This is a genomic window from Cellulomonas sp. Leaf395 (genome assembly GCF_001424125.1).
In the GTDB taxonomy this organism is placed as follows: domain Bacteria; phylum Actinomycetota; class Actinomycetes; order Actinomycetales; family Cellulomonadaceae; genus Cellulomonas.
On record NZ_LMQI01000005.1, the window covers coordinates 63,188 to 88,129 of the forward strand.

Here is a 24,942-nt window from a genome sequence, read left to right on the forward strand (position 1 = left end):
AGCCACCGACCAGGCGGACGATCCCGCCGGTCGGTGTGCCCGGGGAGGGGTGCGCTCGGCGATCCCGCCCGCGCCCCTCCCCGGGTCAGCAGTGCTCGGACCTTCCGGACGCGTGTCCCGGGCTCCGGTGTGGGTGGCGCGGGGGAGAATGAGCCGGTGAGCCTCTACCGCGACGAGGCGATCGTCCTGCGCACCCACAAGCTGGGGGAGGCCGACCGCATCGTCACCCTCCTGACCCGGTCGCACGGGAAGGTCCGTGCCGTCGGCAAGGGGGTGCGCCGCACGTCGTCGAAGTTCGGCTCACGGCTCGAGCCGTTCATGTACGTGGACCTGCAGCTGAGCACGGGGCGCAACCTCGACATCGTCACGCAAGCCGAGACGCTGGGGCCGTTCGGGCGCCGGATCTGCGAGGACTACACGCTCTACACCGCGGGCACGGTCATGCTCGAGACGGCGGACCGCCTGGTCGAGGCCGAGCGCGAACCTTCCCTGCAGCAGTACTGGCTCCTGGTCGGCGCCGTGAAGGCTCTGGCGTCCCGTGACCACGCGCCCGGTCTGGTGCTCGATTCCTACCTGCTGCGTGCGCTCTCGGTCGCCGGGTGGGCGCCCAGCTTCACCGACTGCGCGCGCTGTGGGGAGCCCGGGCCGCACACCGCGTTCGCGGTGGCGTCGGGCGGTGCCGTCTGCCGGGCGTGCCGGCCGCCCGGTGCGGCCGCGCCTGCACCCGAGACGTTCGGGCTCCTGGCCGCGCTGCTTGCGGGAGACTGGTCCGTCGCCGATGCAAGCGCCGAGCGGCACCGCGGCGAGGGCAATGGCCTGGTCGCCGCGTTCTGCCAGTTCCACCTCGAGCGCCAGCTGCGCTCGCTGCCGATGGTCGAGAGGGTCTGAATGCCGGTCCCACCGCCGCCGCACCCCAGCGGCGAACGCGCTCCCGCAATCCCGAAGGAGTTCGTGCCCCGGCACGTGGCCGTCGTCATGGACGGGAACGGTCGGTGGGCGAACGCCCGGGGCCTGCCGAGGACGGCCGGGCACGCCGCGGGAGAGGCATCGCTGCTCGACGTCGTCGCCGGCGCCATCGAGGTGGGGGTCGAGTACGTCTCGGCGTACGCGTTCTCGACGGAGAACTGGTCCCGGTCGCCCGACGAGGTGCGCTTCCTCATGGGCTTCAACCGCGACGTGCTGCGGCGGCGCCGGGACCTGATGAACTCGTGGGGGGTGCGGGTCCGCTGGGCGGGTCGGCGTCCGAAGCTGTGGCGCTCGGTGATCAACGAGCTCGAGACGGCCGAGGAGCTGACCAGGAACAACTCCACGGTGACGCTGACGATGTGCGTGAACTACGGCGGCCGTGCCGAGATCGCCGACGCCGCGCAGGCGATCGCGCGGGAGGTCGCGGCGGGGCGCGTGAAGCCCGACAAGGTCAACGAGAAGCTGTTCGCGCGCTACCTCGACGAGCCCGACCTGCCGGACGTGGACCTGTTCCTGCGCTCGTCGGGCGAGCAGCGGACGTCGAACTTCATGATCTGGCAGGCGGCGTACGCCGAGCTGGTGTTCCTGGACGAGCCCTGGCCCGACGTCGACCGGCGGCACCTGTGGCGCGCGGTCGAGACGTATGCGCGGCGGGATCGGCGCTACGGCGGCGCCGTGGACAAGCCGGGTCAGACCTCGGCCTGAACGCCCGTCTCTGCACTGCGCTGCGCCCGGCGCAGCAGCCGCCGCCGGACCAGCCAGACGATCGCGACCACCACCAGGACCACCACGCCGGCGAGCACCCACGGCGACGTCGCGAACAACGAGATGGCCCCCCAGACGGCGCCGAAGCCGATCGTCGCCCAGACGGACGCCCACACGAGAGCCCCGGGGATCGACGCGATCGCGAAGCGCAGGTACGGCATCTTCACGAGTCCGGCGGCCGCGAAGATCGCGGTCTGCAGCCCGACCGTCAGGAACGCCAGGGTGACCGCGATCGGACCCCAGCGCCGGACCAGGTCGAGGCCACGCTGTGCGCTCCGCCTGTCCGTCCAGCTCTCGAGCCGCCGGATGGTGGCGTGCCACCAGCCCGGTGCACCCTCCTGCTCGTGGACCACCTGTGCCCCGCGGACGACGCCGCGGCCCGCCCAGTAGGTGCCGTGCGAACGGGCCATGACGATCACGAATAGGCCGGCGACGGCGACGCCGAGCGGCACGCTGCCGAGGTGATAGGCGTCGACGGGATCCACGTCGCGATCCTACGTGGTCGGTGAGGGTCGCCTAACTGACGGTTCGTCGTGAACGTCGTCCACGAGGAGCACGTCGTCGACCATGTCCGGGTGGGGGTCGTGCGGCGCCGCGGGTCTGCGCCAGAACGGCTGCAAGGTGGCGGCGACCGCGTAGACCAGGATCGCGATGACCACGATGGTGGCCCCGGGCGGGATGTCCTGCCAGTACGTGAGCACCAGGCCGGAGACGCTGACGACGACGCCGATCACGCTGGCCAGCGTCATGGTGCGGCTGAACGACCGGGCGAACAGCTGCGCGATCGCGACCGGCACGATCATCAGGGCGCTGACCAGCAGGAGGCCGACCACCCGCATCGCGATGGTGACGGTGAGGGCGGCGATGGTCGCGACGAGCATCGACAGCAGCCGCACGGGCAGGCCGCTGGCGCGGGCGAACTCTTCGTCGTGGCTGACCGCGAACAGGGCCGTGCGCAGGCCGACGCCGACGCCCAGCACGAGGGCGGCCAGGGCGACGGTCCACCACAGGTCGGCGGTGGACACCGTCGAGATGGAGCCGAACAGGTAGCTGATCAGGTTGGCGTTGGTGCCGCCGGCCAGCTTGATGAGCAGGACGCCACCGGCGATGCCGCCGTAGAACATCAGCGCGAGGGCGAGGTCGCCGCTGGTCCGGCCGCGCTCGCGCACCAGCTCGATGACGATGGAGCCGATGACCGCCGCGATGACGGCGCCCGGCAGGGCGAGCGTGTCCTGCGGGACCAGGCCGGCCCAGCTGCCGACCAGCCAGCCGAGCGCGACACCGGTGAGGGCGACGTGCCCGATGCCGTCGCCCAGGAGAGCCATCCGGCGCTGCACCAGGAACGTGCCGACGACCGGGGCTGCGGCGCCGACGAGCACGGCGGCGATGAGGGCGCGCTGCATGAGGGGAGAGCTGAACAGCTCGACCACCTGGTCCCACGCGGTCACGGGTTCACCTCCACGGACAGCGAGGGCCCGGTGCGCGGCGGCTCGGGGTCGGGGTGCGCGTGGGTGTGGTCGTGCCACTGGCCGGCGTGCTCGCCGCGGGCGCGAGGCGGCGGGCCGTCGTGGGCGACCCGGCCGTGGCGCAGCACGACGGCCCGGTCGATCAGGGGCGCGAACGGGCCGAGCTCGTGCAGGATCACCACGACGGTCGTCCCCGCGTCGTGCAGCCGGCTGACCGTGTCCACGAACGTCGCCTGCGTCGGGATGTCGATGCCGGAGGTGGGCTCGTCGAGGACGAGCAGGTCCGGGTCGCGGACCAGGGCGCGGGCGATGAGCACCCGCTGCTGCTGCCCGCCGGACATCTCCTGCACGCGCTGGAACGCGCGGTCGGCCAGGCCCACGTCGGCGAGCGCGGCCAGCGCGCGGCGCCTGTGACCGCGGTGCGGTCGCAGCGTGCGGCCGTGCAGCAGGCCGGACGTCACCACCTCGTAGGCGGTCGCCGGGACGCCAGCCGCGGCGGGCAGCCGTTGCGGCACGTACCCGATCCGGTGCCACGGGGCGGACGGGCCGAGCGGCGCACCGAACAGCCGCACGTCACCGGCGGTGCTGCTCACCACGCCGAGCAGCGCGCGCACGAGGGTCGACTTGCCGGAGCCGTTGGCGCCGAGCAGCGCCAGCACCTCCCCGGCGGGCACGACGAGGTCGATGCCGTCGAGGATCGGCTGGCCGCCCAGCGTCACGCCGAGGCCGGTGGCCTCGATCACGGGAGTGCTCACGAGCAGGACAATGCCATGCGCAGCGCGTCGAGGTTGTCCCGCGCGATCGTGACGTAGTCCGCGTCGGGATCGGCCAGGCCTTCGATCGGGTCCAGGACGGCGGTGTCGACGCCGAGGTCGGCGGCGAGGGTCTCCGCCACCTTGGGGCTGACCAGCGTCTCGAAGAAGATCGTTGTCACGCCCTCGTCGCGGACGATCTTCTCGACCGCGGCCAGCCGGGCGGGAGAGGGCTCGGCCTCCGGGTCGAGGCCGGAGATGCCCACCTGGTGCAGGCCGTAGCGGTCCGCGAGGTAGCCGAACGCCTCGTGCGACGTGACGAAGGTCCGGGAGTCGCACTGCTCGAGCCCCGTGGCGTAGGTCGCGTCGAGGTTCTCGAACTGCTCGGTGAGCGCCGCCGCGTTGGCCGCGAACGTGTCGGCTCCCTCGGGGTCGATCTCGGTGAGCGTGGCAGCGACGTCCTCGACGACCTCGGGCATCCGGCTCGGGTCCAGCCAGAAGTGGGGGTCGACGTCGCCGTGGTCGTGGTCCTCGTGCTCGTCGGCCGACTCGTCCTTGTGCTCCTCGGGTCGCAGCGTCGTGTCCGTCGCCGCATCCACGACGTGGGCCGGTGAGGTCTGCGCGAGGGCCTCGTCGACCGCGGCCTGGAAGCCGGACAGGTAGACCACCAGGTCGGCGCCGTCGATGCGGGAGACCTGCGCGGGGGAGAGCTCGACGTCGTGCGGCTCGGCGCCGGGCGGCGTCAGCGACCGCACGCTCACCCGGTCGCCGCCCACCTGCTCGGCGACGAACTGGAGCGGGTAGAACGACGCCATCACGTCGACGGTCCCGTCGTCGGCCCCCGACGCGCTCGCGCAGCCGGTCAGCGCCAGCGGGAGAGCGACGAGGACGGCGAGATGACGACGCGCGATGGACATGACGATCATTCTCAGTTAGGCGAGAACGGTTGTCAAAACGCATCCCGCCGCTGACGGGTAGCCTGGCTGCTCAACCCTGTTCCACCGTGGCGATCCTTCGCTGCGGTCCACCCGTCCGCGACACCCAGCCGCGGACGCCACCACCCTGGAGTGATCGTCGTGGCTGCACCCTCCCGCCTGGATTCCGTCGTCTCCCTCGCCAAGCGGCGCGGGTTCGTCTTCCCGAGCGGTGAGATCTACGGCGGTACCCGCTCCGCGTGGGACTACGGACCCCTCGGCGTCGAGCTCAAGGAGAACATCAAGCGCCAGTGGTGGCGCACGATGGTCACCAGCCGCGACGACATCGTGGGCCTCGACTCCTCGGTGATCCTGCCCCGCCAGACCTGGGTCGCGTCGGGCCACGTCGGTGTCTTCACCGACCCGCTGACGGAGTGCCTCTCCTGCCACAAGCGGTTCCGCGAGGACCACATGCTCGAGGAGTTCGAGGAGAAGAAGGGCCGCGTCCCCGAGCACGGCCTCGCCGACATCGCGTGCCCGAACTGCGGCACCCGCGGCCAGTGGACCGAGCCGCGCGACTTCAACATGATGCTCAAGACCTACCTCGGCCCCGTCGAGGACGAGTCCGGCCTGCACTACCTGCGGCCCGAGACGGCCCAGGGGATCTTCGTGAACTTCGCCAACGTGAGCACCACGTCGCGCAAGAAGCCGCCGTTCGGCATTGGCCAGATCGGGAAGTCGTTCCGCAACGAGATCACGCCCGGCAACTTCATCTTCCGCACCCGCGAGTTCGAGCAGATGGAGATGGAGTTCTTCGTCGAGCCCGGCACCGACGAGACGTGGCACCAGTACTGGATCGACCAGCGCACCGACTGGTACGTCGACCTGGGCATCTCTCGCGAGAACCTGCGGCACTACGAGCACCCGGCCGAGAAGTTGTCCCACTACTCGACGCGCACCGTCGACATCGAGTACCGCTTCGGGTTCCAGGGCAGCGAGTGGGGCGAGCTCGAGGGCATCGCCAACCGCACCGACTTCGACCTGAAGACGCACAGCGAGCACTCCGGCCAGGACCTGTCGTACTTCGACCAGGCCAAGAACGAGCGTTACGTGCCGTACGTCATCGAGCCCGCCGCCGGTCTGACGCGCTCGCTCATGGCGTTCCTCGTCGAGTCGTACACCGAGGACGAGGCGCCCAACACCAAGGGCGGCGTCGACGTCCGCACCGTGCTCAAGCTCGACCCGCGCCTCGCCCCGGTCAAGGCCGCTGTGCTGCCGCTGTCCCGCAACGAGTCGCTGTCGCCCAAGGCCCGGGACCTGGCCGCCGAGCTGCGCAAGAGCTGGAACGTGGACTTCGACGACGCCGGCGCCATCGGCCGTCGCTACCGCCGCCAGGACGAGATCGGCACGCCGTTCTGCATCACGGTCGACTTCGACACCCTCGACGACCAGGCGGTGACCATCCGCCACCGCGACGACATGACGCAGGAGCGCGTGGCCCTCGACAAGGTCGTCGGCTACCTGGCGCAGCACCTCGTCGGCGCCTGACGACGCCCGGGGCCCGAGCCCGTACCCACGAGCGTGGGCTCGGGCTCTGGCCACTGCGCGGGGTCTGAGGACCCTCGGTCCGCTCTCCGCTCGGGAGCGGCCGGTGCTACGTCGGATCCGACGCCGGCTGCTTCTCGACTCCTGACGCGCCGGAGCGTGCCAGCGCAGAAGGCTCGACGCCCGCCCGGAGCCAGGCGAGCACCGCGTCCGCGGCGCCGTCGACGTCGAGCACCCGCGGTGTCGACCTCGACGTCGTACGGGCCGTGCGAGTGCACGTACGGGAGCTGGGCGAGCGCCTGGCCGAGCGTCCGCTCACCGCGCTCACGCTCACGCTCCAGGAGCACCGGCGGCTCGCACCGGACGCCGACGAGCACCGCCCACGTCCCGTGCATCACCTCCGCGAGGTCCCTCGCCCAGGCCGGGTCGAGGAGCACGTGGTCGACCACGACGTCGAACCCCGCACCGGCGAGCGCCGCCGCCGACCGGTGCAGCGCCCGGACGAGGTCGTGGGCCACCGGGCCGGGGATCACGCGGGTGATTGTGCCGTCGGGAGCGGTGTCGTACCGGAACACGTCCGGCCACGCGCTCGACAGGTATTGGCGCGGCAGCATCGTCAGGTGCCGGTCGATCCCGGCGTCGAGCAGCGGGCCGTCCCAGCGGTCCTGCAGCGCCCGCGCCAGCGAGGTCTTCCCGGCGCTGGAGGTTCCGTTGAGGACGACCACCGTGCCGGGTGCACTCATCGGCGCACCGCCGTCGATCGACTGGCCGATGCTGCCCCGACGTGCTCGAACGGTGCCCGCCCCCGGGTCCGGTTGAGGTGACCAGTCACGGCGCTCAGGATGTTACTTCTGAGGCGCTCCCGGTCTGATCCCTGGTCGGCGGGGCGCCGTGTGCTCAGGACCCCGCACACGCATCCCGGGGGGGGACGGTCGCGGACATCGACCGCGAGACCTTCCTGTCGGCCGCGATGGGGAAGACGGGCGCCCGGACCGCGCCGAGGCCGTCGGCTGACGCAGGGGAAGGGGTGGTTGCTCGGCTGAGAGGCGGCATGAGCGAGAATGGCTCCATGACCACGATGACTCCTGCGGTTCCGGCGCGCCCCGGCGCCGTGCTGCCGCCGTTGCGCATCGGTCCGCTGACCATCGACACGCCCGTGGTCCTGGCGCCCATGGCCGGCGTCACCAACGCCGCCTTCCGCCGCCTGTGCCGCGAGTCCGGCGCCGGTCTGTACGTCGCCGAGATGGTCACGTCCCGCGCCCTGGTCGAGCGCGGCGAGGAGTCGATGCGGATCATCTCGCACGAGCCCGACGAGCGGCCGCGGTCCGTCCAGGTGTACGGCGTCGACCCCGCGACGGTCGGTGCCGCGGTCCGGCTCATCGCGAGCGAGGACCGCGCCGACCACGTCGACCTCAACTTCGGCTGCCCGGTGCCCAAGGTCACGCGCCGTGGTGGGGGAGCGGTGCTGCCCTGGAAGCGGGACCTGTTCCGGGCGATCATCACGGCCGCGGTCGACGCCGCGCGCCCCTACGGCGTCCCGGTCACCGTGAAGATGCGCAAGGGCATCGACGACGACCACCTGACCTACCTGGAAGCCGGACTGGTCGCGCAGGAGGTCGGTGTCGCCGCTGTCGCGCTGCACGCCCGGACCGCCGCCGACTACTACTCCGGCACGGCGGACTGGGACGCGATCGCCCAGCTCAAGCAGACAGTCACTGACATCCCCGTCCTCGGCAACGGAGACATCTGGTCCGCGGAGGACGCCCTGGAGATGGTCGCGCAGACGGGGTGCGACGGCGTCGTCGTCGGCCGCGGCTGCCAGGGCCGGCCGTGGCTGTTCGCCGACCTCGCCGCCGCGTTCGCGGGGTCCGACGAGCGCATCCGCCCCGGACTCGGGTATGTCGCGACGATCGTGCGCCGGCACGCCGAGCTGATGGTCGAGCACTTCGGTGACGAGGGCAAGGCGCTGCGCGAGATGCGCAAGCACATGGCCTGGTACTTCAAGGGCTACATCGTCGGCGGGGAGACCCGGGCCGCGCTCGGTCTGGTGTCGACGATGGCCGAGCTCGACGAGCGGCTCGCCCGGCTCGACCTGGACCAGGGCTACCCGGGAGCCGGTGCCGAGGGCCAGCGCGGTCGCGCCGGGTCACCCAAGCGCCCGCTGCTCCCGTACGGCTGGCTCGACTCACGCGACCTGTCGGAGGAGTTCGCCAAGGCCCTCCACGAGGCCGAGCTGAGCGTCTCGGGCGGCTGACCTCCGACCATGCCCGTGAGTGCCGGTGACGGCACTCATGGCTTGTTCGTCAGAGTCGTCGGACCGTCACCGTGGCAGCGAGCCGGTCGAGGGCCGGGATGGTCGCCGTGGGGGCGCCGAGGTCGCGGGTGGTCACCGCCGTCGCACCCGCCGCGGACGCGCGGGCGAGGGCGTCCTCGACGGGGAGACCGTCGAGCACCCCGCTGAGCAGACCGGCCAGGAAGGCGTCGCCGGCTCCGTTGGTGTCGACGACGTCGGCTACCGGTACGGCGGCCGGCACCTCGATCCAGCCGCCGGTGTCGAGCGCGAGCGCACCCGCGCCGCCGTCGGTGCACACCGCCAGCCGGCACCCGCGGGCCACCGCGTCCAACATGTAGGCGCGCGGGTCGGCCAGCCGCGCGGCGCTCACCAGCAGCACGTCGGCCGCCGCCGCGAACTCGCGCGGGTAGTCGGCGAGGCCGTCGTCGTCGTGCACGTCGCACCAGACCGGCACGCCGGCGGCGCGTGCGGCGTCGAGCAGCGGGCGGCTGTGGTCGGCCAGGTCGAGGACAGCTGCGTCAAAGCCGTCGAACGACGGACAGGGAGCGGCGTCGGGTGACGGCAGCTCGAGGTAGAGCGAGACGCGGGAGCCGTCGTCGGCCATGAGGTTGACGTGCCGTTCGGTGGCCGCGACCTCCTGGACGTCCAGCGAGATCCGCGGGTGCGCGAGCGCGACTCGGACCAGCCCGCCCTCGCGGTCGTCGCCGATGGCGGTGCGCAGTCTCACCTCGATGCCGAGGGCGGCGAGCGTGAGCGCCTTGCCGGCGGAGGTGCCGCCGAGCCCGTCGTGGTGGCTGCTCGCGACCAGTGTCTGCGGATGGGCCTCCGGCAGTGTCGGGAGCCGGACCAGGGTGTTCCAGGACGCGGGGCCGTTGACCAGGACACGAGGCACGGTGCCACCCTAGGGGCTAGGGTGGCGCCAACTGCAAGTTGCTGCAACACATTGCAACCCGTTCCGGATGGTGACGATGACGCGCCCGCCCGCCCGTGCGACCGCCCTGGTCGGTGCGTTGATGCTCCTCCTCGCCGCCTGCGCGGCCACACCGGAACCGTCGACCGTCGAACGACGTCGTGACGTCGGTGTCCAGCTCTTCCAGTGGACCTGGGACGCCATCGCCGCGGAGTGCACCGACACCCTCGGGCCCGACGGCTACGCGTGGGTGGTCACCAGCCCGCCGCAGGAGCACATCGTCGGCGATCAGTGGTGGACCGCGTACCAGCCGGCGAGCTACCGGGTGGAGTCGCGGCTGGGCACGCGCGAGCAGTACGCGGCCATGGTGCAGACGTGCCACGACGCGGGCGTCGACGTGTGGACCGACGCGGTGATCAACCACATGACCGGCCAGGACGCGCCGGGCACAGGCTGGGCGGGCTCGTCGTACACGCACTACGAGTACCCCGGGCTCTGGACTGACGCCGACTTCCACCACTGCGGACTGACCCCGAACGACGACATCGCCAGCTACCAGGACGCGGCCCAGGTGCAGACCTGCGAGCTGGTCAACCTGGCGGACCTCGCCACCGAGAGCGACCACGTCCGGTCGACGATCACCGCCTACCTGGAGGATCTGCTCTCGCTCGGCGTCGACGGCTTCCGCATCGACGCGGCGAAGCACATGCGTGCCGACGACATCGCGGCGATCGTCGCGAACCTGCCCGACGGGACGGGCATCGCGCAGGAGGTGATCCGCGGGAGTGGTGAGCCGATCACGCCGGAGGAGTACCTCGGCAACGGCGATGTCTACGAGTTCGCGTACGGCAAGGAGCTCCAGGGCGTGCTGGCGGGTTCACCGGGACGGGCGCTCGACCTGGGCACGTCCTCGACGTGGGTGCCGTCCGACCAGGCTGTGGTCTTCGTCGACAACCACGACACCGAGCGCAACGGGTCGACGCTCAGCTACGCCGACGGCGACGAGTACGCGCTGGCGAACGTGCTGATGCTCGCGGGGTCCTACGGCACCCCGGTCGTCTACAGCGGCTACGCCTTCTCCGACCGCGACGCCGGACCGCCGCAGGCCGCGGGCGGCCGTGTGCTCGACGCCGCGTGCGAGAAGGCTCCGGAGGTAGACCCGCAGGACGGCGACTGGGTCTGCCAGCACCGGTGGCCCGCGATCATCGGCATGGTCGGTTGGCGCAACGTCGTCGGCGACGCACCGCGCGTCGACGAGTGGTCCGAGGGCGACGCGGTGGCGTTCGGTCGGGGCGAGCGCGGGTTCGTCGTCGTCAACGCGGGCGACGACGAGCTGCGCACCGAGCTGGCGACGAGCCTGCCGGACGGCGACTACTGCGACGTGCTGGCCACGGGGGACTGCGCGGTGGCGACCGTGCGGGACGGCGCGCTCACCGTCGAGGTGCCTCCGCGCACCGCCCAGGCCTGGGACGTCGACTCGCGGCCCTGACGAAGAACGGCCCCGCCGCGCAGGCGGGGCCGTTCCCGCAGGTCAGTCCGTGTAGCGCGCCCAGATGGTGGCGTCCGACGGCACCAGGACGGAGCCGTCGTCGGCGAACGCGGGGTCGATCGACGCGAGCAGAATCTCGGCGCCGGCGGGCAGCGGCACGGGTCCGGTGCCCAGGTTGGCGACGACCAGCACGTCCCGGTTGACGAACGCGATGACGTCGTCGCCGAGGCCGCGGAGCCACTCCAACCCGCCCGAGCCGAGCCCGGACTCGCGGCGCAGCTGCAGGGCCGCCCGGTACGTCTCGTACGTCGAGCCGGGCACACCGCGCTGGGCGTCGAGCGCGTACGACGCCCACTCCTCGGGCTGAGGGAGCCACGTCACGCCGGACGGGGAGAACCCAAAGCCGTCCTCGGTAGCGGACCACGGCAGCGGGACGCGGCAGCCGTCGCGACCGCGCTCGGCGCCACCGGTCCGGAAGAACGCCGGGTCCTGGCGCAGGTCGTCGTCGAGCGACGTGTGGTCGGGCAGGCCGAGCTCCTCGCCCTGGTACAGGTACGCCGAGCCGGGCAGGCCGAGCATGAGCAGGGACGCGCAGCGTGCACGTTGCAGGCCGAGGGCTTCGTCGGGCTGCTCGTCGCCGCGCCCGATGCCGTTCGGGCGCGAGCCGGGCTCGGCCAGGCCGAGCCGGGAGGCGTGCCGGACGACGTCGTGGTTGGACAGCACCCAGGTGGTCGGGGCGCCGACGGCGTCCGACGCGCGGTAGGACGCCTCGACGACCGTGCGCAGCGCGGGTGCGTGCCAGTGGGTCGCCAGGAAGGCGAAGTTGAAGGCCTGGTGCATCTCGTCGGACCGCACGTAGCGGCTCAGCCGGGACAGCGGCTCCACCCACGCCTCGGCGACGAGCGCCCGGTCGCCGGGGTACTCCGCGAGCACCCGGTTCCAGGCGCGGTAGATGTCGTGCACGCCCTCCTGGTCGAACATCGGTCCCTGGTTGCCCGAGCCGGACACGGTGTCGGTGGGCTCGACGTCGTCGGACCCGTCGATCATGGAGACGTGCCCGTCCCAGTCGGGCAGCCCCGGCGCCTTGACCATGCCGTGCGCCACGTCGATGCGGAAGCCGTCCACCCCGCGGTCGAGCCAGAACCGCAGGACGTCCTCGAACTCGGAGCGCACCTCGGGGTGCTCCCAGTCGAGGTCGGGCTGGCGCGAGTCGAACAGGTGCAGGTACCACTCGCCGGGCGTGCCGTCGGGATCGGTCGTCCGGGTCCACGCCGGGCCGCCGAAGATCGACTGCCAGTTGTTCGGCGGCTCGGTCCCGTCGACGCCACGCCCCTCACGGAACAGGTACCGGGCGCGCTCCGGGGAGCCCGCGCCGGCGGCCAGCGCCGCCTGGAACCAGACGTGCTCGTCGGACGTGTGGTTGGGCACCAGGTCGACGATCACGCGCAGGCCGAGGCGGTGCGCGCGCTCGAGCATCTCGTCGAAGTCGGCGAGCGTGCCGAACAGCGGGTCGACGTCGCGGTAGTCGGCCACGTCGTAGCCGGCGTCCGCCTGCGGGGAGCGGTAGAACGGCGAGAGCCACACGGCGTCCACGCCGAGCTCGGCCAGGTGGTCCAGGCGCGCGGTCACGCCGGGCAGGTCGCCGATGCCGTCACCGGATGCGTCCGCGAACGAGCGCGGGTAGACCTGGTAGATCACGGCATCCCGCCACCACTCGCCCTCAGGCGATCCGGCGGTGTGCACCAGGGTGCGCAGGGGTCGGGTGTCGATCGTCGTCATGCGGGCATGCCTCACTTCGGGGGGGCAGAAGGGGGAGGCGCCGTTGCCGAACAGGGGTCCCGGAGGACTCACGGTCCGATCAGAGTACGGCGGGGGCCTCAGTGGTCACAGCGACCGAGGTCAGAGTTGGTGCGGCGCCCGTGGAGCCGCGGACGATGAGCTCGGGGTGGAACTTCAGCTCGGTCCGGGACGCCGGCGTGCCGTTGATCTCGCTGACGAGCGCCGAGACCGCGGCGTGCCCCATGGACAGCACCGGCTGGCGCACGGTGGTCAGCGGCGGGTCGGTGAACGCGATCAGGGGCGAGTCGTCGAAGCCGACCACCGACAGGTCGCCCGGCACCGACAGCCCGCGGGAACGGGCCGCGCGGATGGCTCCGAGCGCCATGAGGTCGGAGCCGCAGATGATCGCGGTGTGCCCGGAGTCGATGAGCTCGAGGGCCGCTGCCTGGCCGCCCTCGACCGTGAACAGCGTCGTCACGACGTGACCGTCGGCGTCCGTCACGCCGAGGTGGCGCTCCAGGTTGACCGCGAACTCCACCCGTTTGCGCGCCGCGGGGACGAAGCGTTCCGGGCCGATGGCCAGGCCGATCGAGCGATGCCCGAGCGACACCAGGTGCCGGAAGGCGAGGTCGAGAGCGGCGGAGTCGTCGGTGGACACGGACGGCGCGTCGACGCCCTCGGCGAAGCCGTTGACCAGCACGATCGGCATGCCCCGGCTGCGCAGGCGGTGGTACCGGTCCTTGCTCGCGGTGGTGTCGGCGTGCAGGCCGGACACGAACACGATCCCGTCGACCGCGTGCTCGAGCAGCATCTCGACGTACTGGTCCTCGGTGGTGCCGCCGGGGGACTGCGTGCACAGCAGCGGCGTGTACCCCCGCTCGGTCAGCATCGTCTCGATGACCTGCGCGAACGCGGGGAAGACCGGGTTCGACAGCTCGGGCACCACGAGGCCGACAAGGCCGGCGGAACGGGTGCGCAGCTTCTCGGGTCGCTCGTACCCGAGCACGTCGAGGGCCGCCAGCACGGCTTGCCGCGCCTGGGCCGACACGCCGTGCTTGCCGTTGAGGACCCGAGACACCGTTGCCGTGCTGACGCCGGCCTGTTCGGCCAGATCCGTCAGTCGGGTGCGCACAGGCGGCAGCGTAGGGGACACGGGACCTCCTCGTCCGTCATCGTTCATGGGGGTCACCAGGACGCGTCTGTGCGTCCTCTGAAACCGTTGCCTGAAAGTTACCGTAACGACTTGCAAGCGCTGTGGCAACGAGGCTAACTTCTGGTTCATCAGGCCAGCGTCGGTGGGGTTCCGCCGCGCGGCACACACACCCCACTTTGGAGATGACGATGCGACGGAGCATCCCTGTCGTCGCGGCGACGCTCGGCCTCGCGCTGACGCTCACCGCGTGCTCGGGCTCGGGCTCGGGCGACACCGGCGACGACACGTCGGCCGCCCCCAGCGAGAGTGCCGCCACCGGCACCCTGACGATGTGGGTGGACGACACCCGCATTGACGAGATGAAGCCGGTCGTCGCCACGTTCACCGAGGACACCGGCATCGAGGTCGACCTGGTGGAGAAGGCGACGGGCGACATCGGCAAGGACTTCGTCGCCCAGGTTCCCACCGGCGAGGGCCCCGACATCATCGTCTCGGCGCACGACGGCCTGGGTGAGTGGGTCAACAACGGCGTGGTCGCCCCCCTCGAGCTCGGCGACAAGGCCGGCGACTTCTCGGACTCGGCCATCGCCGGTGTCACGTACGACGGCAAGGTCTACGGCACCCCGATCTCGATCGAGAACATCGCGCTCGTCCGCAACAACGCGCTGCTGACGGACACCCCCGCGGCGACGTTCGACGAGCTCGTCGCCCAGGCCAAGACGGCCGGCACCCCGTTCTCCGTGCTCGTCCAGCAGGGCGAGGCGTCCGACCCGTACCACCTGTACCCGCTGCAGACGTCCTTCGGCGCCCCGGTGTTCGAGCAGTCCGCTGACGGCTCCTACACCGACACGCTCACGCTCGGCGGCCCGGCAGGTGAGGCCTTCGCCACGTACCTGGCCAAGCTGGGCACGGACAAGGTCCTCGACCTCGCGGTCGACGGCGAGAAGGCCAAGCAGGCGTTCCTCGACGGCCAGGCGCCGTACATGATCACCGGCCCGTGGAACACGTCGGCCTTCGAGGAGGAGGACATGGACATCACCGTGCTCCCCGTCCCGAGCGCCGGTGGCCAGCCCGCGCAGCCGTTCGTCGGCGTCCAGGGCGTGTTCATCTCGGCCAAGTCGGAGAACCCGGTGCTCGCCAACGAGCTCGTGGTCAACTACCTGACGACCGAGGCCGCTCAGGACGCCTTGTACGCCGAGGGTGGCCGCATGCCGGCCAACGCCGCGTCTGCCGCCAAGGTCGACAACCCGATCCTCAAGGGCTTCGGGGAGGCGGGCGCGACCGGCGCCCCCATGCCGGCCATCCCCGCGATGAGCTCCGTCTGGGCCTTCTGGGGCGCGACCGAGGCGCAGATCATCAGCGGGCAGGCGGAGCCGGTCAGCGCGTGGAACACGATGGTGACCAACATCCAGGACGCCGTCGACAAGGTCTGACGGTCGGAGACGTCCCGTCGGGCGGCGCACAGCCGCCCGGCGGGACGTCTTTCGCCCACCCCGCGCCGACCCGGCGATCCCCTAGCAGACACCGCCGTCCCGGAGGACTCGCATGACCGACCAGCAGACCCTGGAGCCCCCCGCCCCTCCGGAGGCGCCAGGCCCCGGGTCACCCCGTCGCTCGCGCGGCGACGGCTCCCACGCCCGGAACTTCTCGGCGGGCTTCGTCGTCAAGCTGATCCTCGTCGCCCTCGTCGACGCGCTGGGCGTCTACGGGATCCTCTCGGCCTGGGCGGTCGAGTCGTGGGGCATCCTCACGTTCCTCGTGCTGGCCCTCGTGGCGGTCAACTGGATCTACTTCTCCAAGCGCGCAGTGCCCGGCAAGTACCTGATCCCCGGCTTGCTCTTCCTCCTCGTCTACCAGCTGTTCGTCATGGCCTACACGGGCTACGTGGCGTTCACCAACTACGGCGACGGGCACAACTCCACGAAGTCCGACGCGATCGAGGCCATCTCGATCCAGAACGAGACTCGTGTCGAGGGCTCTCCCACGCTGCCGCTGACCGTCGTGCAGCGTGACGACGAGCTCGGGTTCGCCATCGTGCAGGACGGCGACGCCGAGGTCGGCACCGCTGAGGAGCCGTTCACGGTCGTCGAGGACGCCACCGTGGACGGCGAGCGTGTCACCGCCGTCCCAGGCTGGGAGGTGCTCGGGTTCGCGGAGATCGCCCAGCAGCAAGCGGAGATCACCGAGCTGCGGGTCCCGTTCTCCGAGGACCCGTCGGAGGGGTCGGTCCGCACGCAGGACGGCTCGACCGGCTACGTCTACCAGTCGACGCTCGTGTACGACGAGGCGACCGACACCTTCACCGACTCGGCCACCGGGGAGGTCTACACGCCGTCCGACTCCGGCAACTTCGTGTCGGAGGACGGCGACGTCCTGACCCCGGGCTGGCGCGTCGGCGTCGGCTTCGACAACTTCACGCGCGTCTTCACAGACTCCCGGCTCGCCGGGCCGTTCGCCCAGATCACTGTCTGGACGTTCGCCTTCGCGTTCCTCTCGGTGCTCACCACGTTCGTGGTCGGGCTGTTCCTCGCGATCGTGTTCAACGATCCGCGGATCCGCGGCCGCAAGATCTACCGGTCGTTGCTGATCCTGCCGTACGCCTTCCCCGGGTTCCTGTCCGCGCTCGTCTGGAAGGGCATGCTCAACCCGCGGTTCGGGTTCATCAATGAAGTCCTGCTGGGGGGCGCCGACATCGGCTGGCTGACGAACCCCTGGCTGGCCAAGCTGTCGATCCTGGGCGTCAACCTTTGGCTCGGCTTCCCGTACATGTTCATCGTGTGCACCGGAGCGCTGCAGGCGATCCCGGCAGACACCATCGAGGCCGCGAAGATCGACGGGGCGGGGGCGTGGCGGATCCTTCGTTCCATGACGCTGCCCCTCCTGATGATCTCGGTGGCACCGCTGCTGATCGCGTCGTTCGCGTTCAACTTCAACAACTTCACGCTGATCTACATGCTGACCGGCGGAGGCCCCAACTTCGTGGGGACGCCGGTCGTGGTGGGCCACACGGACATCCTCATCTCGATGGTCTACGCCGTCGCCTTCGACAGTGGGAACAAGCAGTACGGCCTGGCGAGCGCGCTGTCGATCCTCATCTTCATCGTGGTCGGCGTGATCAGTTACTTCAGCTTCCGCCAGACCCGCAAGCTCGAGGAGATCTGAGATGGCCGGCACTGTCGTGGAGCGCGACGCCGCACCCCGTGGGCGTCGCTGGTGGATCGAGATCGGGTGGCGCCACGTCGTCGGCATCGTGACGATCGTGGCTTGCGTCCTTCCGCTGGTGTATGTCCTGTCCGCCTCGCTGAACCCCGGCGGCACGCTGACCGGGTCCAACCAGCTGTTCCGCACGATCGACCTCGCGAACTACCGCGAGCTGTTCACAGGTGATTACCCGAGCTGGTTCGCCAACTCGATCATCATCTGCACGGTGACCTCGATCAGCACCGTGCTGATGGGCGGGGCGGCGGCATACGCCTTCTCGCGGTTCCGGTTCCGGGGCCGGCAGGGCGGCCTGACGGCACTGCTGATCGTGCAGATGTTCCCGCAGATGCTCGCTTTCGTCGCGATCTTCCTCGTGCTGCTCTCGATCGGCGAGGTCTTCCCCGCTCTCGGGCTCAACAGCCGGATGGGCCTTATCGCCGTCTACCTCGGCGGCGCGCTCGGGGTGAACACGTTCCTCATGTACGGGTTCTTCAACACCGTCCCGCGGGAGCTTGACGAGGCGGCCAAGATCGACGGCGCCTCGCACGCGCAGATCTTCTGGACGATCATCCTGCGGCTCGTTGCGCCGATCCTCGCCGTCGTCGGTCTGCTGTCGTTCATCGGCACGTTCGGCGAGTTCCTCGTCGCCAAGGTCGTGCTGCAGCGTAGTGAGGAGTTCACGCTCGCCGTCGGTCTGTACTACTGGGCGGCGGACGAGCGCACTGCTCGCTGGGGCCTGTTCGCGGCAGGCGCCGTACTTGCCGCCATCCCGGTGGTCCTGCTCTTCCTCATGCTGCAGAAGTACATCGTCTCCGGTCTCACGGCAGGCTCGGTCAAGGGTTGAGAGTGCCGCGTCACCTCCTCGACCAGCCGCACCATGACGGGTCGGAGCTGTACGTCCGGCGTGCCACGCCGCGGCTCGGCGACGTCGTCCCGGTGCGTATCCGGGTGCCTCTGGCGGGGACTGAGCGGGCGGTCTGGCTGCGCACGGTCCGCGACGCGGAGCCGCGGATGGTGCCGACGCGGCTCGAGCGGGTCGACGAGGACGCGCGCTGGTACGTCGGCGAGGTGCCGGTGCACAACCCGGTGGCGGGCTACCGCGTCCTCCTCGACGAGCCGGGCGGCTACCGCTGGCTGAACGGTCGCGGCCTGCACGCACGGGACGTGCCCGACGCCGGCGACTTCCGGCTCACCGTGCACGACCCGGCGCCGGCCTGGATGGACACCTCGGTGGTGTACCAGGTGTTCCCGGACCGGTTCGCGCGCTCCGGCAGGTTCACCGGCGAGCTCCCGGACTGGGCGCTGCCGGCGGCGTGGGACGACGAGCCCATCGCGGCGGGTCGCGGCGTCGCCCAGCAGTACTTCGGGGGCGACCTGCCCGGCGTCGAGCAGCGGCTCGACCACCTGCAGCGCCTCGGTGTCGACACCCTGTACCTGACGCCGGTGTTCCCGGCCCGGTCCAACCACCGCTACGACGCGAGCACGTTCGACGTCGTCGACCCGCTGCTGGGGGGCGACGAGGCGCTCGCGTCGCTGAGCCGCGCAGTGCACGCGCGGGGCATGCGGATCCTGGGCGACCTCACGACGAACCACACCGGCGCCGGCCACGAGTGGTTCGCGCGCGCCCGGGCCGACCGTGCCAGCGAGGAGGCGTCCTTCTACTACTGGACCGACGACGATCCCGGGTACGTGGGCTGGCTCGAGCACGCGTCGCTGCCCAAGCTCAACTACAACGCGCCCGCGCTGCCCGGCCGCATGGTCGAGGGCCCTGACTCGGTGATCGGTCGCTGGCTGGTCGAGCCGTACTCGCTGGACGGCTGGCGCATCGATGTCGCCAACATGACCGGCCGGTACGCGGACGACGACCTGACGCTCCAGGTGGCCCGCACGATCCGGTCGACCATGCACGCGCTGAACCCCGAGGCGGTGCTCGTCTCGGAGCACTTCCACGACGCCGGCACGGACCTGGCTGCGGGCGGCTGGCACGCGAACATGAACTACTCGGCGTTCACCCGCCCGGTGTGGACTTGGCTCGTGGATCCGGATCTCGATCTCGGCTTCCTCGGGATGCCCGTGCCGATTCCGCGTCGCGACGGGGTGTCCATGGTCGACACCATGCGCGACTTCGACTCGACCGTGCCGTGGGCGGTGACCAGCCACCAGTGGAACATGCTCGGCTCGCACGACACCGCGCGGCTGCGGACCGTCGTCGGCACGCGCGAGCGCGTCGAGCTGGCCGCGGGTCTGCTGTTCACCTACCCAGGGACGCCGGCGATGTTCGCAGGCGACGAGGGCGGGCTGACCGGCACCAACGGCGAGCACGCCCGCGTCCCGATGCCCTGGGACCAGATCGACGCCGGCGGCGGACCGCGCTGGGACGCCGGCACGTTCGAGATCTACCGCTCGCTCATCGCGGTCCGGCGCGGCTCGCGGGCGCTGCGCGAGGGCGGGATGCGGTGGGCCGTCGTGACGCCCGACGCCGTCGCGTACCTGCGCGAGACGCTCGACGAGCGGGTGCTCGTACTCGTCGCCCGCGCGCCCTGGGAAGGCACCGAGCTGCCCCGGCACCTGCTCGCACGGGGGGCGTCGCCCGAGAACCTCTACGGCGGAGGTGACCTCGAGGTGCGGCCCGAGGCGCTGCTGCTGCCGGGCGACGGACCGGGTGTGCAGGTCTGGCGGCTGGCCTGATCGTTAGGCTGGCGCCGTGACCCAACTCGACCAGTCCCTCGACCTCGACGGGTACGTCGACGCCGACCGGGCGCGCTGGGTCACTGAGCCGGCCAAGTCGCGCGAGCGGACGGCGTTCGAGCGGGACCGCGCGCGGCTGGTGCACTCCTCCGCGCTGCGGCGCCTCGGCGCCAAGACCCAGGTGCTCGGGCCGTCGTCGGACGACTTCGTGCGCACCCGGCTGACGCACACGCTCGAGGTCGCGCAGGTGGGCCGGGAGATCGGCAAGGCGCTGGGCTGCGACCCCGACATCGTCGACACGGCCTGCCTGGCGCACGACCTCGGGCACCCGCCGTTCGGGCACAACGGCGAGCGCGCGCTGGCGGAGCTGGCCAAGGGGATCGGCGGCTTCGAGGGCAATGCCCAGACGCTGCGGCTGCTCACCCGGCTGGAGCCCAAGGTCGTCGCCCCCGACGGTCGGGCGGTCGGGCTCAACCTCACCCGTGCGAGCCTCGACGCCTCCGTGAAGTACCCGTGGCGCCACCTCCAGGGGCCGGTGAGCGCCGCCAGCGGGAGGCCGACACACAAGTTCGGAGTCTACGAGGACGACCTGCCGGTCTTCGAGTGGCTGCGCGAGCAGGCACCCGACGGCCGCAAGTGCCTCGAGGCGCAGGTGATGGACCTGGCCGACGACATCTCCTACTCGGTGCACGACGTCGAGGACGCGGTCGTCGGCGGGCGCCTGGACCTCGAGGTGCTCGGCGTCCCCGGGGAACGGGACCGGGTGGTCGAGGCGGTACAGACCTGGTACGGCGACGCAGTGAGCGCCGACGGGCTGCAGGACGCGATCGACCGGCTGGTCGCCGCGCGTCTGTGGCGTCCGGGGTTCGACGGGTCCCGCGCCGCGCTCGCCTCGCTCAAGGACTCCACCAGCCAGCTCATCGGCCGGTTCGCCCAGGCGTCGCAGCTGGCCACGCGCCAGGAGTACGGCTCGGGACCGCTCACGCGGTATGCGGCCGACCTGATCGTCCCGCACGACACGCTCGCCGAGATCCTGGTGCTCAAAGGCCTCGCGGTCACCTACGTCATGGCTCCGCGCGAGCTCGAACCGCTCTACCACCGGCAGCGCGAGGTGCTCGTCGACCTGGTGCACGTGCTGTCCGAGCGGGCGCCGATCGCCCTCGAGCCGCCGTTCGCCGCGGACTGGGTCGAGGCCGAGAACGACGCCGCCCGCCTGCGCGTCGTCATCGACCAGGTGGCCTCGCTGACCGACGTCTCGGCGGCCGAGCTGCACGCCCGGCTGGTTCACCCGCCCCGGCACGGTGGACCCCCCGTGCTGGTCTGAGATCGGTCCGTGCCCTCGGCCTCGACGCCTAGACTCCTCGCGTGGCAGGACGCATCCGGCGGGAGGACGTGGAAGCGGTCCGCGAGCGTGCCCACATCGAGGAGATCGTCGGCCAGCACGTCACGCTGAGGTCCGCGGGCGTCGGCTCCATGAAGGGCCTCTGCCCCTTCCACGACGAGCGTTCCCCCTCCTTCCACGTGCGCCCCCAGGTCGGCCGGTACCACTGCTTCGGCTGCGGCGAGGGTGGCGACGTCATCGACTTCGTCCAGAAGGTCGACGGGCTCGGGTTCTCCGAGGCGGTCGAGTACCTGGCCGGCAAGGTCGGCCTCCAGCTCCGGTACGAGGAGGGCGGCGCGCCCCGCCCCGGCGAGGAGCCCGGCAAGCGCCGTCGCCTGATCGAGGCCCACAAGGTGGCCGAGGAGTTCTACCGCGAGCAGCTGAGCACGCCCGCCGCCGCAGCCGGCCGCCAGTTCCTCGCCGAGCGCGGCTTCGACCGGGCCGCCGCCGCGGACTTCGGGGTCGGGTTCGCCCCGCAGGGCTGGGACTCGCTCTTGCGGCACCTGCGCGGCCGCGGGTTCACGGAGTCCGAGCTGACGCTCTCCGGGCTCGTCAGCCAGGGGCAGCGCGGCGTCTACGACCGGTTCCGGGGCCGGTTGGTGTGGCCCATCCGGGAGGTGACGGGGGAGACCGTCGGCTTCGGCGCGCGTCACCTGTTCGCCGAGGACCAAGGCCCCAAGTACCTGAACACCCCCGAGACGCCGCTCTACAAGAAGTCGCACGTGCTCTACGGCATCGACCTGGCCAAGCGGGACCTGCAGCGCGACAAGCGGGTGGTCGTGGTCGAGGGCTACACCGACGTGATGGCCATGCACCTGTCCGGGGTCGGCACGGCAGTGGCCACGTGCGGGACGGCGTTCGGGTCCGACCACGCGCGCATCGTCCGCCGGCTCATCGGCGACTCGGGATCCTCCGGTGGGGTCCAGCTGGCGTCCGGCGCCTCCGTCGGCGGCGAGATCATCTTCACGTTCGACGGTGACGCCGCTGGGCAGAAGGCCGCGCTGCGGGCGTTCGGGGAGGACCAGTCGTTCTCGGCGCAGACGTTCGTCGCCGTCGAGAAGTCGGGCATGGACCCGTGCGAGCTTCGGCAGGCCAAGGGTCCCGACGCGGTCCGCGCGCTGGTGGCCGGCCGCACTCCGCTGTACGAGTTCGTCATCCGCTCGACCCTCGCGTCCTACGACCTGCGCACCGCGGAGGGCCGGATCGGTGCCCTGCGAGCCGCCGCCCCGATCGTGGCCGGGATCCGCGACGCCGCGCTGCGCCCCGAGTACACCCGGCTGCTGTCCGGCTGGCTCGGCATCGACGACCAGGACTCCGTGCGCCGGGCGGTGCAGGGTGCGTCCACGCGCCCGCAGGCCACCGGTCGTTCGCAGACCAGCAACGAGCGGCCCACCGCATCGTCCGAGCCGACTCCCATGCCGGTCCAGCGCATGCCCGTCCCTGACCGCCGGGACCCGGTCGCGCAGATCGAGCGCACCGCCCTCGAGGTCGTGCTCCAGCGACCGGACCTGGTGGCCGCCGACTTCGACGAGCTCCCCTCGGACGCGTTCGGCGCCCCCGCCTACCGGGCCGTCCACGAGGCGATCCGTGCGGCCGGCGGACTCACCGCCGCCCGCCCGCTGGTGCAGGCGTCCGGCGGCTCGACCGGGTGGGTCGGCGCCGTCATCGAGGAGGCCGCCGAGCCCGTCCGCGCCCTGGTCACCGAGCTCGCCGTCGCGCCGCTGCCCGAGGACCGGCCCGAGTCGCTCGAGGGCTACGTGAAGGGTGTCGTGCTGCGCCTGGTGGAGATCGGGTTCACCCGGCACATCGCCGACCTGCGCGGACGCCTGCAGCGGATGGACGCCGAGGCGGACCCGGCCGCGTACCAGGCCGCGTTCGCGGAGCTGGTCGAGGTCGAGGGCCGCCGCCGCAACCTGCGCGAGAGCGCCTGACCCAGCCCTGCGGTGAGGGTAGGCAATCCTGCATCGTCGCAGGTCAGGGCAGGCTTTGCTTCGATGACAAGAGGGTCGTGGCTGCCTACGGTGGAGTCATGACCGTCCTGCCGACGCACCCCATCGCGACGGTGGAGAACCGTCCCGTCCCGACGCTGCGGAGCCTGAACTGGCTGCGGGCGGGTGTGCTCGGCGCCAACGACGGCATCGTCTCGGTCGCCGCCACCGTGCTCGGAGTCGCCGGTGCGGCCACTGCGGTGGGCACGATCGCCCTCGCGGGTATCGCCGCTCTCGTGGCCGGAGCGTTGTCCATGGCCGCAGGCGAGTACGTGTCGGTGAGCAGCCAGCGCGACGCCGAGCAGTCGGCCGTGCGCCGCGGGCGGGTCCTGCCGACGATCGTCGTGCCGGAAGCCGGCGAGTTCACCAACCCGTGGCACGCCGCCGTCGCCTCGCTCATCGCCTTCCTCGTCGGCGGGCTGGTACCGCTCCTGGTGGTGCTCGCGCCGTGGGGCGCCGCGCGGGTCCCGGCAACCTTCGCCGCGGTCGTCGTCGCCCTGGTGGTCACCGGGCTCGTGGCGGCGTGGTTCAGCGACGCCGAGCCGCGCCGTGCGGTCCTGCGCAACGTGCTCGGCGGTTCCGTCGCGATGGCGGTGACGTACGGTGTCGGCTTGCTCGTGGGGACGTCGCTGTAGCGGGCCGCCTCAGCGCAGCGCGACGAGCCCGGTGCCGTCGTCGGCGGGCAGGAGTGTGTGCACCGCGGCCGTCACCGTCATGGCGCGGATCGAGAGCTGGCCGCCGTAGTAGGACAGGAACGCGGTGTCGGTCGCGTCGCGGCCGGTGGCGATCCGGACCAGCGACTCGCGCGGCGCCAGCCGGGTCGCGTCGACCACGTGCCAGGCGCCGTCGACGTAGGCCTCGGCGACCGCGTGGAAGTCCATCGGCTTGAGCCCGGGCGCGTACACCGACACGAGCCGCGCCGGGACGTCCTTGGCCCTCAGCAGCGCGACGACGAGGTGCGCGAAGTCGCGGCACACGCCGCGGCGCTTGAGCAGCGTGTCCGTGGCGCCGTCGGTGGGCAGGCTCGAGCCCGACAGGTAGGTGACGTGCCCGGTGACCCAGGCGACGACGGCGTCGAGCAGCTCGGGGCCCTCGATGCCGCGGAACTGGTCGCGGGCGAACGCCAGCAGGCGGTCCGAGTCGGCGTAGCGGCTGGGCCGGCGGTACTCGACGAGGTCGATGTCCTCGATGGCCGGGGGGTCGCTCAGGCCGGTGACGGTGGCCTGGTAGTCGACGACCAGACGGCCGGCGGGGGACAGCACGCGGTGCATGCGACCCCCGTGCGCCGTCTTGATCTCGGTGACGTCCAGGGGCCCGTCCTCGTGGCGCACCGACAGGATCTCGGAGCGGTCGTAGGCGCCGTCCGCGACGGCGACGGAGAGCTGGATCTCGAGCGGGTCGCGCACGTCCAGGGACAGGTGCGAGGTGACGGTGCGCAGCACGGCCGGGGGTCCTTTCCCGGCCATCGGCGGCCGGACCATCAGGGGGGCAGGCGCAAGTGTGAGGCTCGCGGGGCGATCCGTCCAGCCCGCGGACAGGACCCGATGAACCTGCAGGTCAGCGGCCTGCGCGCCGCGGCCGTCGCCCGTGCTCCGGAGGCGTCCGGACGCACGTGCGGCGCGGGGGTTACCGGCCGGTAGGCCACCCCCGCG

Annotated in this window: 21 protein-coding genes; 12 read left to right on the forward strand and 9 right to left on the reverse strand. The window is 71.6% G+C overall.

Annotated features, from left to right (window positions below; all coding sequences use genetic code 11):
* Positions 1–156: 156 nt before the first annotated feature.
* Together recO and ASG23_RS14950 are read left to right on the forward strand one after the other, a co-directional pair.
* Entirely contained in the window at positions 157–888 is a 732-nt protein-coding gene (gene recO, locus ASG23_RS14945; RefSeq protein ID WP_056026538.1) for a DNA repair protein RecO, read from the forward strand.
* A complete protein-coding gene (locus ASG23_RS14950) occupies positions 889–1,671 on the forward strand; it encodes an isoprenyl transferase (protein ID WP_056026541.1) in 783 nt (260 codons plus the stop codon).
* On the opposite strand, the gene ASG23_RS14955 is transcribed toward ASG23_RS14950, so the two are convergent.
* The 4 genes from ASG23_RS14955 to ASG23_RS19985 are packed head-to-tail and all read right to left on the reverse strand — an operon-like array spanning position 1,656 to position 4,875.
* On the reverse strand, positions 1,656–2,216 hold the full coding sequence (locus ASG23_RS14955; protein ID WP_056026544.1) for a DedA family protein: 561 nt from the start codon (positions 2,214–2,216) through the stop codon (positions 1,656–1,658). The two genes, ASG23_RS14950 and ASG23_RS14955, sit on opposite strands and share 16 nt — an antisense overlap.
* 9 nt (positions 2,217–2,225) lie before the next feature.
* Positions 2,226–3,134, reverse strand: a complete 909-nt coding sequence (locus ASG23_RS14960; protein ID WP_157465752.1) for a metal ABC transporter permease — start codon at positions 3,132–3,134, stop codon at positions 2,226–2,228.
* Between the two features lie 41 nt (positions 3,135–3,175).
* The gene (locus ASG23_RS19980; protein ID WP_056026550.1) at positions 3,176–3,952 is read right to left on the reverse strand and encodes a metal ABC transporter ATP-binding protein; all 777 of its coding nucleotides are present in this window, start codon (positions 3,950–3,952) and stop codon (positions 3,176–3,178) included.
* Positions 3,949–4,875 carry a metal ABC transporter substrate-binding protein gene (locus ASG23_RS19985; protein ID WP_442856823.1) on the reverse strand — a complete coding sequence of 309 codons (927 nt, stop codon included), beginning with the start codon at positions 4,873–4,875 and terminating at the stop codon, positions 3,949–3,951. The genes ASG23_RS19980 and ASG23_RS19985 overlap by 4 nt, the downstream gene beginning before the upstream one ends.
* A gap of 150 nt (positions 4,876–5,025) precedes the next feature.
* On the opposite strand from ASG23_RS19985, the gene ASG23_RS14975 reads away from it, so the two are divergent.
* On the forward strand, positions 5,026–6,411 hold the full coding sequence (locus ASG23_RS14975) for a glycine--tRNA ligase (RefSeq protein WP_056028373.1): 1,386 nt from the start codon (positions 5,026–5,028) through the stop codon (positions 6,409–6,411).
* Here ASG23_RS14975 and ASG23_RS14980 read toward each other — a convergent pair.
* Entirely contained in the window at positions 6,381–7,151 is a 771-nt protein-coding gene (locus ASG23_RS14980; RefSeq protein WP_056026553.1) for a phosphotransferase-like protein, read from the reverse strand. The two genes, ASG23_RS14975 and ASG23_RS14980, sit on opposite strands and share 31 nt — an antisense overlap.
* A 326-nt stretch (positions 7,152–7,477) precedes the next feature.
* On the opposite strand from ASG23_RS14980, the gene dusB reads away from it, so the two are divergent.
* On the forward strand, positions 7,478–8,662 hold the full coding sequence (gene dusB / locus ASG23_RS14985) for a tRNA dihydrouridine synthase DusB (RefSeq protein ID WP_056026556.1): 1,185 nt from the start codon (positions 7,478–7,480) through the stop codon (positions 8,660–8,662).
* A gap of 49 nt (positions 8,663–8,711) precedes the next feature.
* Here the strand turns inward: dusB and ASG23_RS14990 are convergent, their stop codons facing one another.
* Positions 8,712–9,593 carry a carbohydrate kinase family protein gene (locus tag ASG23_RS14990; protein WP_056026559.1) on the reverse strand — a complete coding sequence of 294 codons (882 nt, stop codon included), beginning with the start codon at positions 9,591–9,593 and terminating at the stop codon, positions 8,712–8,714.
* A 76-nt stretch (positions 9,594–9,669) separates the two neighbouring features.
* Between ASG23_RS14990 and ASG23_RS14995 the strand changes: the two genes are divergently transcribed.
* Positions 9,670–11,100 carry an alpha-amylase gene (locus ASG23_RS14995; RefSeq protein WP_235521140.1) on the forward strand — a complete coding sequence of 477 codons (1,431 nt, stop codon included), beginning with the start codon at positions 9,670–9,672 and terminating at the stop codon, positions 11,098–11,100.
* Positions 11,101–11,142: 42 nt separating this feature from the next.
* Here ASG23_RS14995 and ASG23_RS15000 read toward each other — a convergent pair whose 3' ends face one another.
* Positions 11,143–12,879 (reverse strand): glycoside hydrolase family 13 protein, encoded by a 1,737-nt coding sequence (locus tag ASG23_RS15000; RefSeq protein WP_056026565.1) that lies wholly within the window; start codon positions 12,877–12,879, stop codon positions 11,143–11,145.
* Between the two features lie 79 nt (positions 12,880–12,958).
* Positions 12,959–14,059 (reverse strand): LacI family DNA-binding transcriptional regulator, encoded by a 1,101-nt coding sequence (locus ASG23_RS15005; protein WP_056026568.1) that lies wholly within the window; start codon positions 14,057–14,059, stop codon positions 12,959–12,961.
* Positions 14,060–14,214: 155 nt separating this feature from the next.
* On the opposite strand from ASG23_RS15005, the gene ASG23_RS15010 reads away from it, so the two are divergent.
* The 7 genes from ASG23_RS15010 to ASG23_RS15040 all read left to right on the forward strand — a co-directional run bounded on the left by ASG23_RS15010 (position 14,215) and on the right by ASG23_RS15040 (position 23,925).
* On the forward strand, positions 14,215–15,465 hold the full coding sequence (locus ASG23_RS15010; protein ID WP_327019475.1) for a sugar ABC transporter substrate-binding protein: 1,251 nt from the start codon (positions 14,215–14,217) through the stop codon (positions 15,463–15,465).
* Positions 15,466–15,577: 112 nt separating this feature from the next.
* The gene (locus ASG23_RS15015) at positions 15,578–17,194 is read left to right on the forward strand and encodes an ABC transporter permease subunit (RefSeq protein WP_056026574.1); all 1,617 of its coding nucleotides are present in this window, start codon (positions 15,578–15,580) and stop codon (positions 17,192–17,194) included.
* Between the two features lies 1 nt (position 17,195).
* A complete protein-coding gene (locus tag ASG23_RS15020; RefSeq protein WP_056026579.1) occupies positions 17,196–18,077 on the forward strand; it encodes a sugar ABC transporter permease in 882 nt (293 codons plus the stop codon).
* A 2-nt stretch (positions 18,078–18,079) separates the two neighbouring features.
* Complete coding sequence (locus ASG23_RS15025; RefSeq protein ID WP_056026581.1) at positions 18,080–19,921, forward strand: glycoside hydrolase family 13 protein; 1,842 nt, start codon at positions 18,080–18,082, stop codon at positions 19,919–19,921.
* Between the two features lie 16 nt (positions 19,922–19,937).
* Positions 19,938–21,245: a deoxyguanosinetriphosphate triphosphohydrolase gene (locus ASG23_RS15030; RefSeq protein ID WP_056026584.1), complete on the forward strand. Its 1,308-nt coding sequence runs from the start codon at positions 19,938–19,940 to the stop codon at positions 21,243–21,245.
* A gap of 41 nt (positions 21,246–21,286) precedes the next feature.
* The gene (gene dnaG / locus ASG23_RS15035) at positions 21,287–23,233 is read left to right on the forward strand and encodes a DNA primase (protein ID WP_056026587.1); all 1,947 of its coding nucleotides are present in this window, start codon (positions 21,287–21,289) and stop codon (positions 23,231–23,233) included.
* A gap of 98 nt (positions 23,234–23,331) precedes the next feature.
* Positions 23,332–23,925: a VIT1/CCC1 transporter family protein gene (locus ASG23_RS15040; RefSeq protein WP_056026590.1), complete on the forward strand. Its 594-nt coding sequence runs from the start codon at positions 23,332–23,334 to the stop codon at positions 23,923–23,925.
* A gap of 9 nt (positions 23,926–23,934) precedes the next feature.
* Here the strand turns inward: ASG23_RS15040 and ASG23_RS15045 are convergent, their stop codons facing one another.
* The gene (locus ASG23_RS15045; protein ID WP_056026593.1) at positions 23,935–24,732 is read right to left on the reverse strand and encodes a transglutaminase-like domain-containing protein; all 798 of its coding nucleotides are present in this window, start codon (positions 24,730–24,732) and stop codon (positions 23,935–23,937) included.
* Between the last annotated feature and the right edge of the window lie 210 nt (positions 24,733–24,942).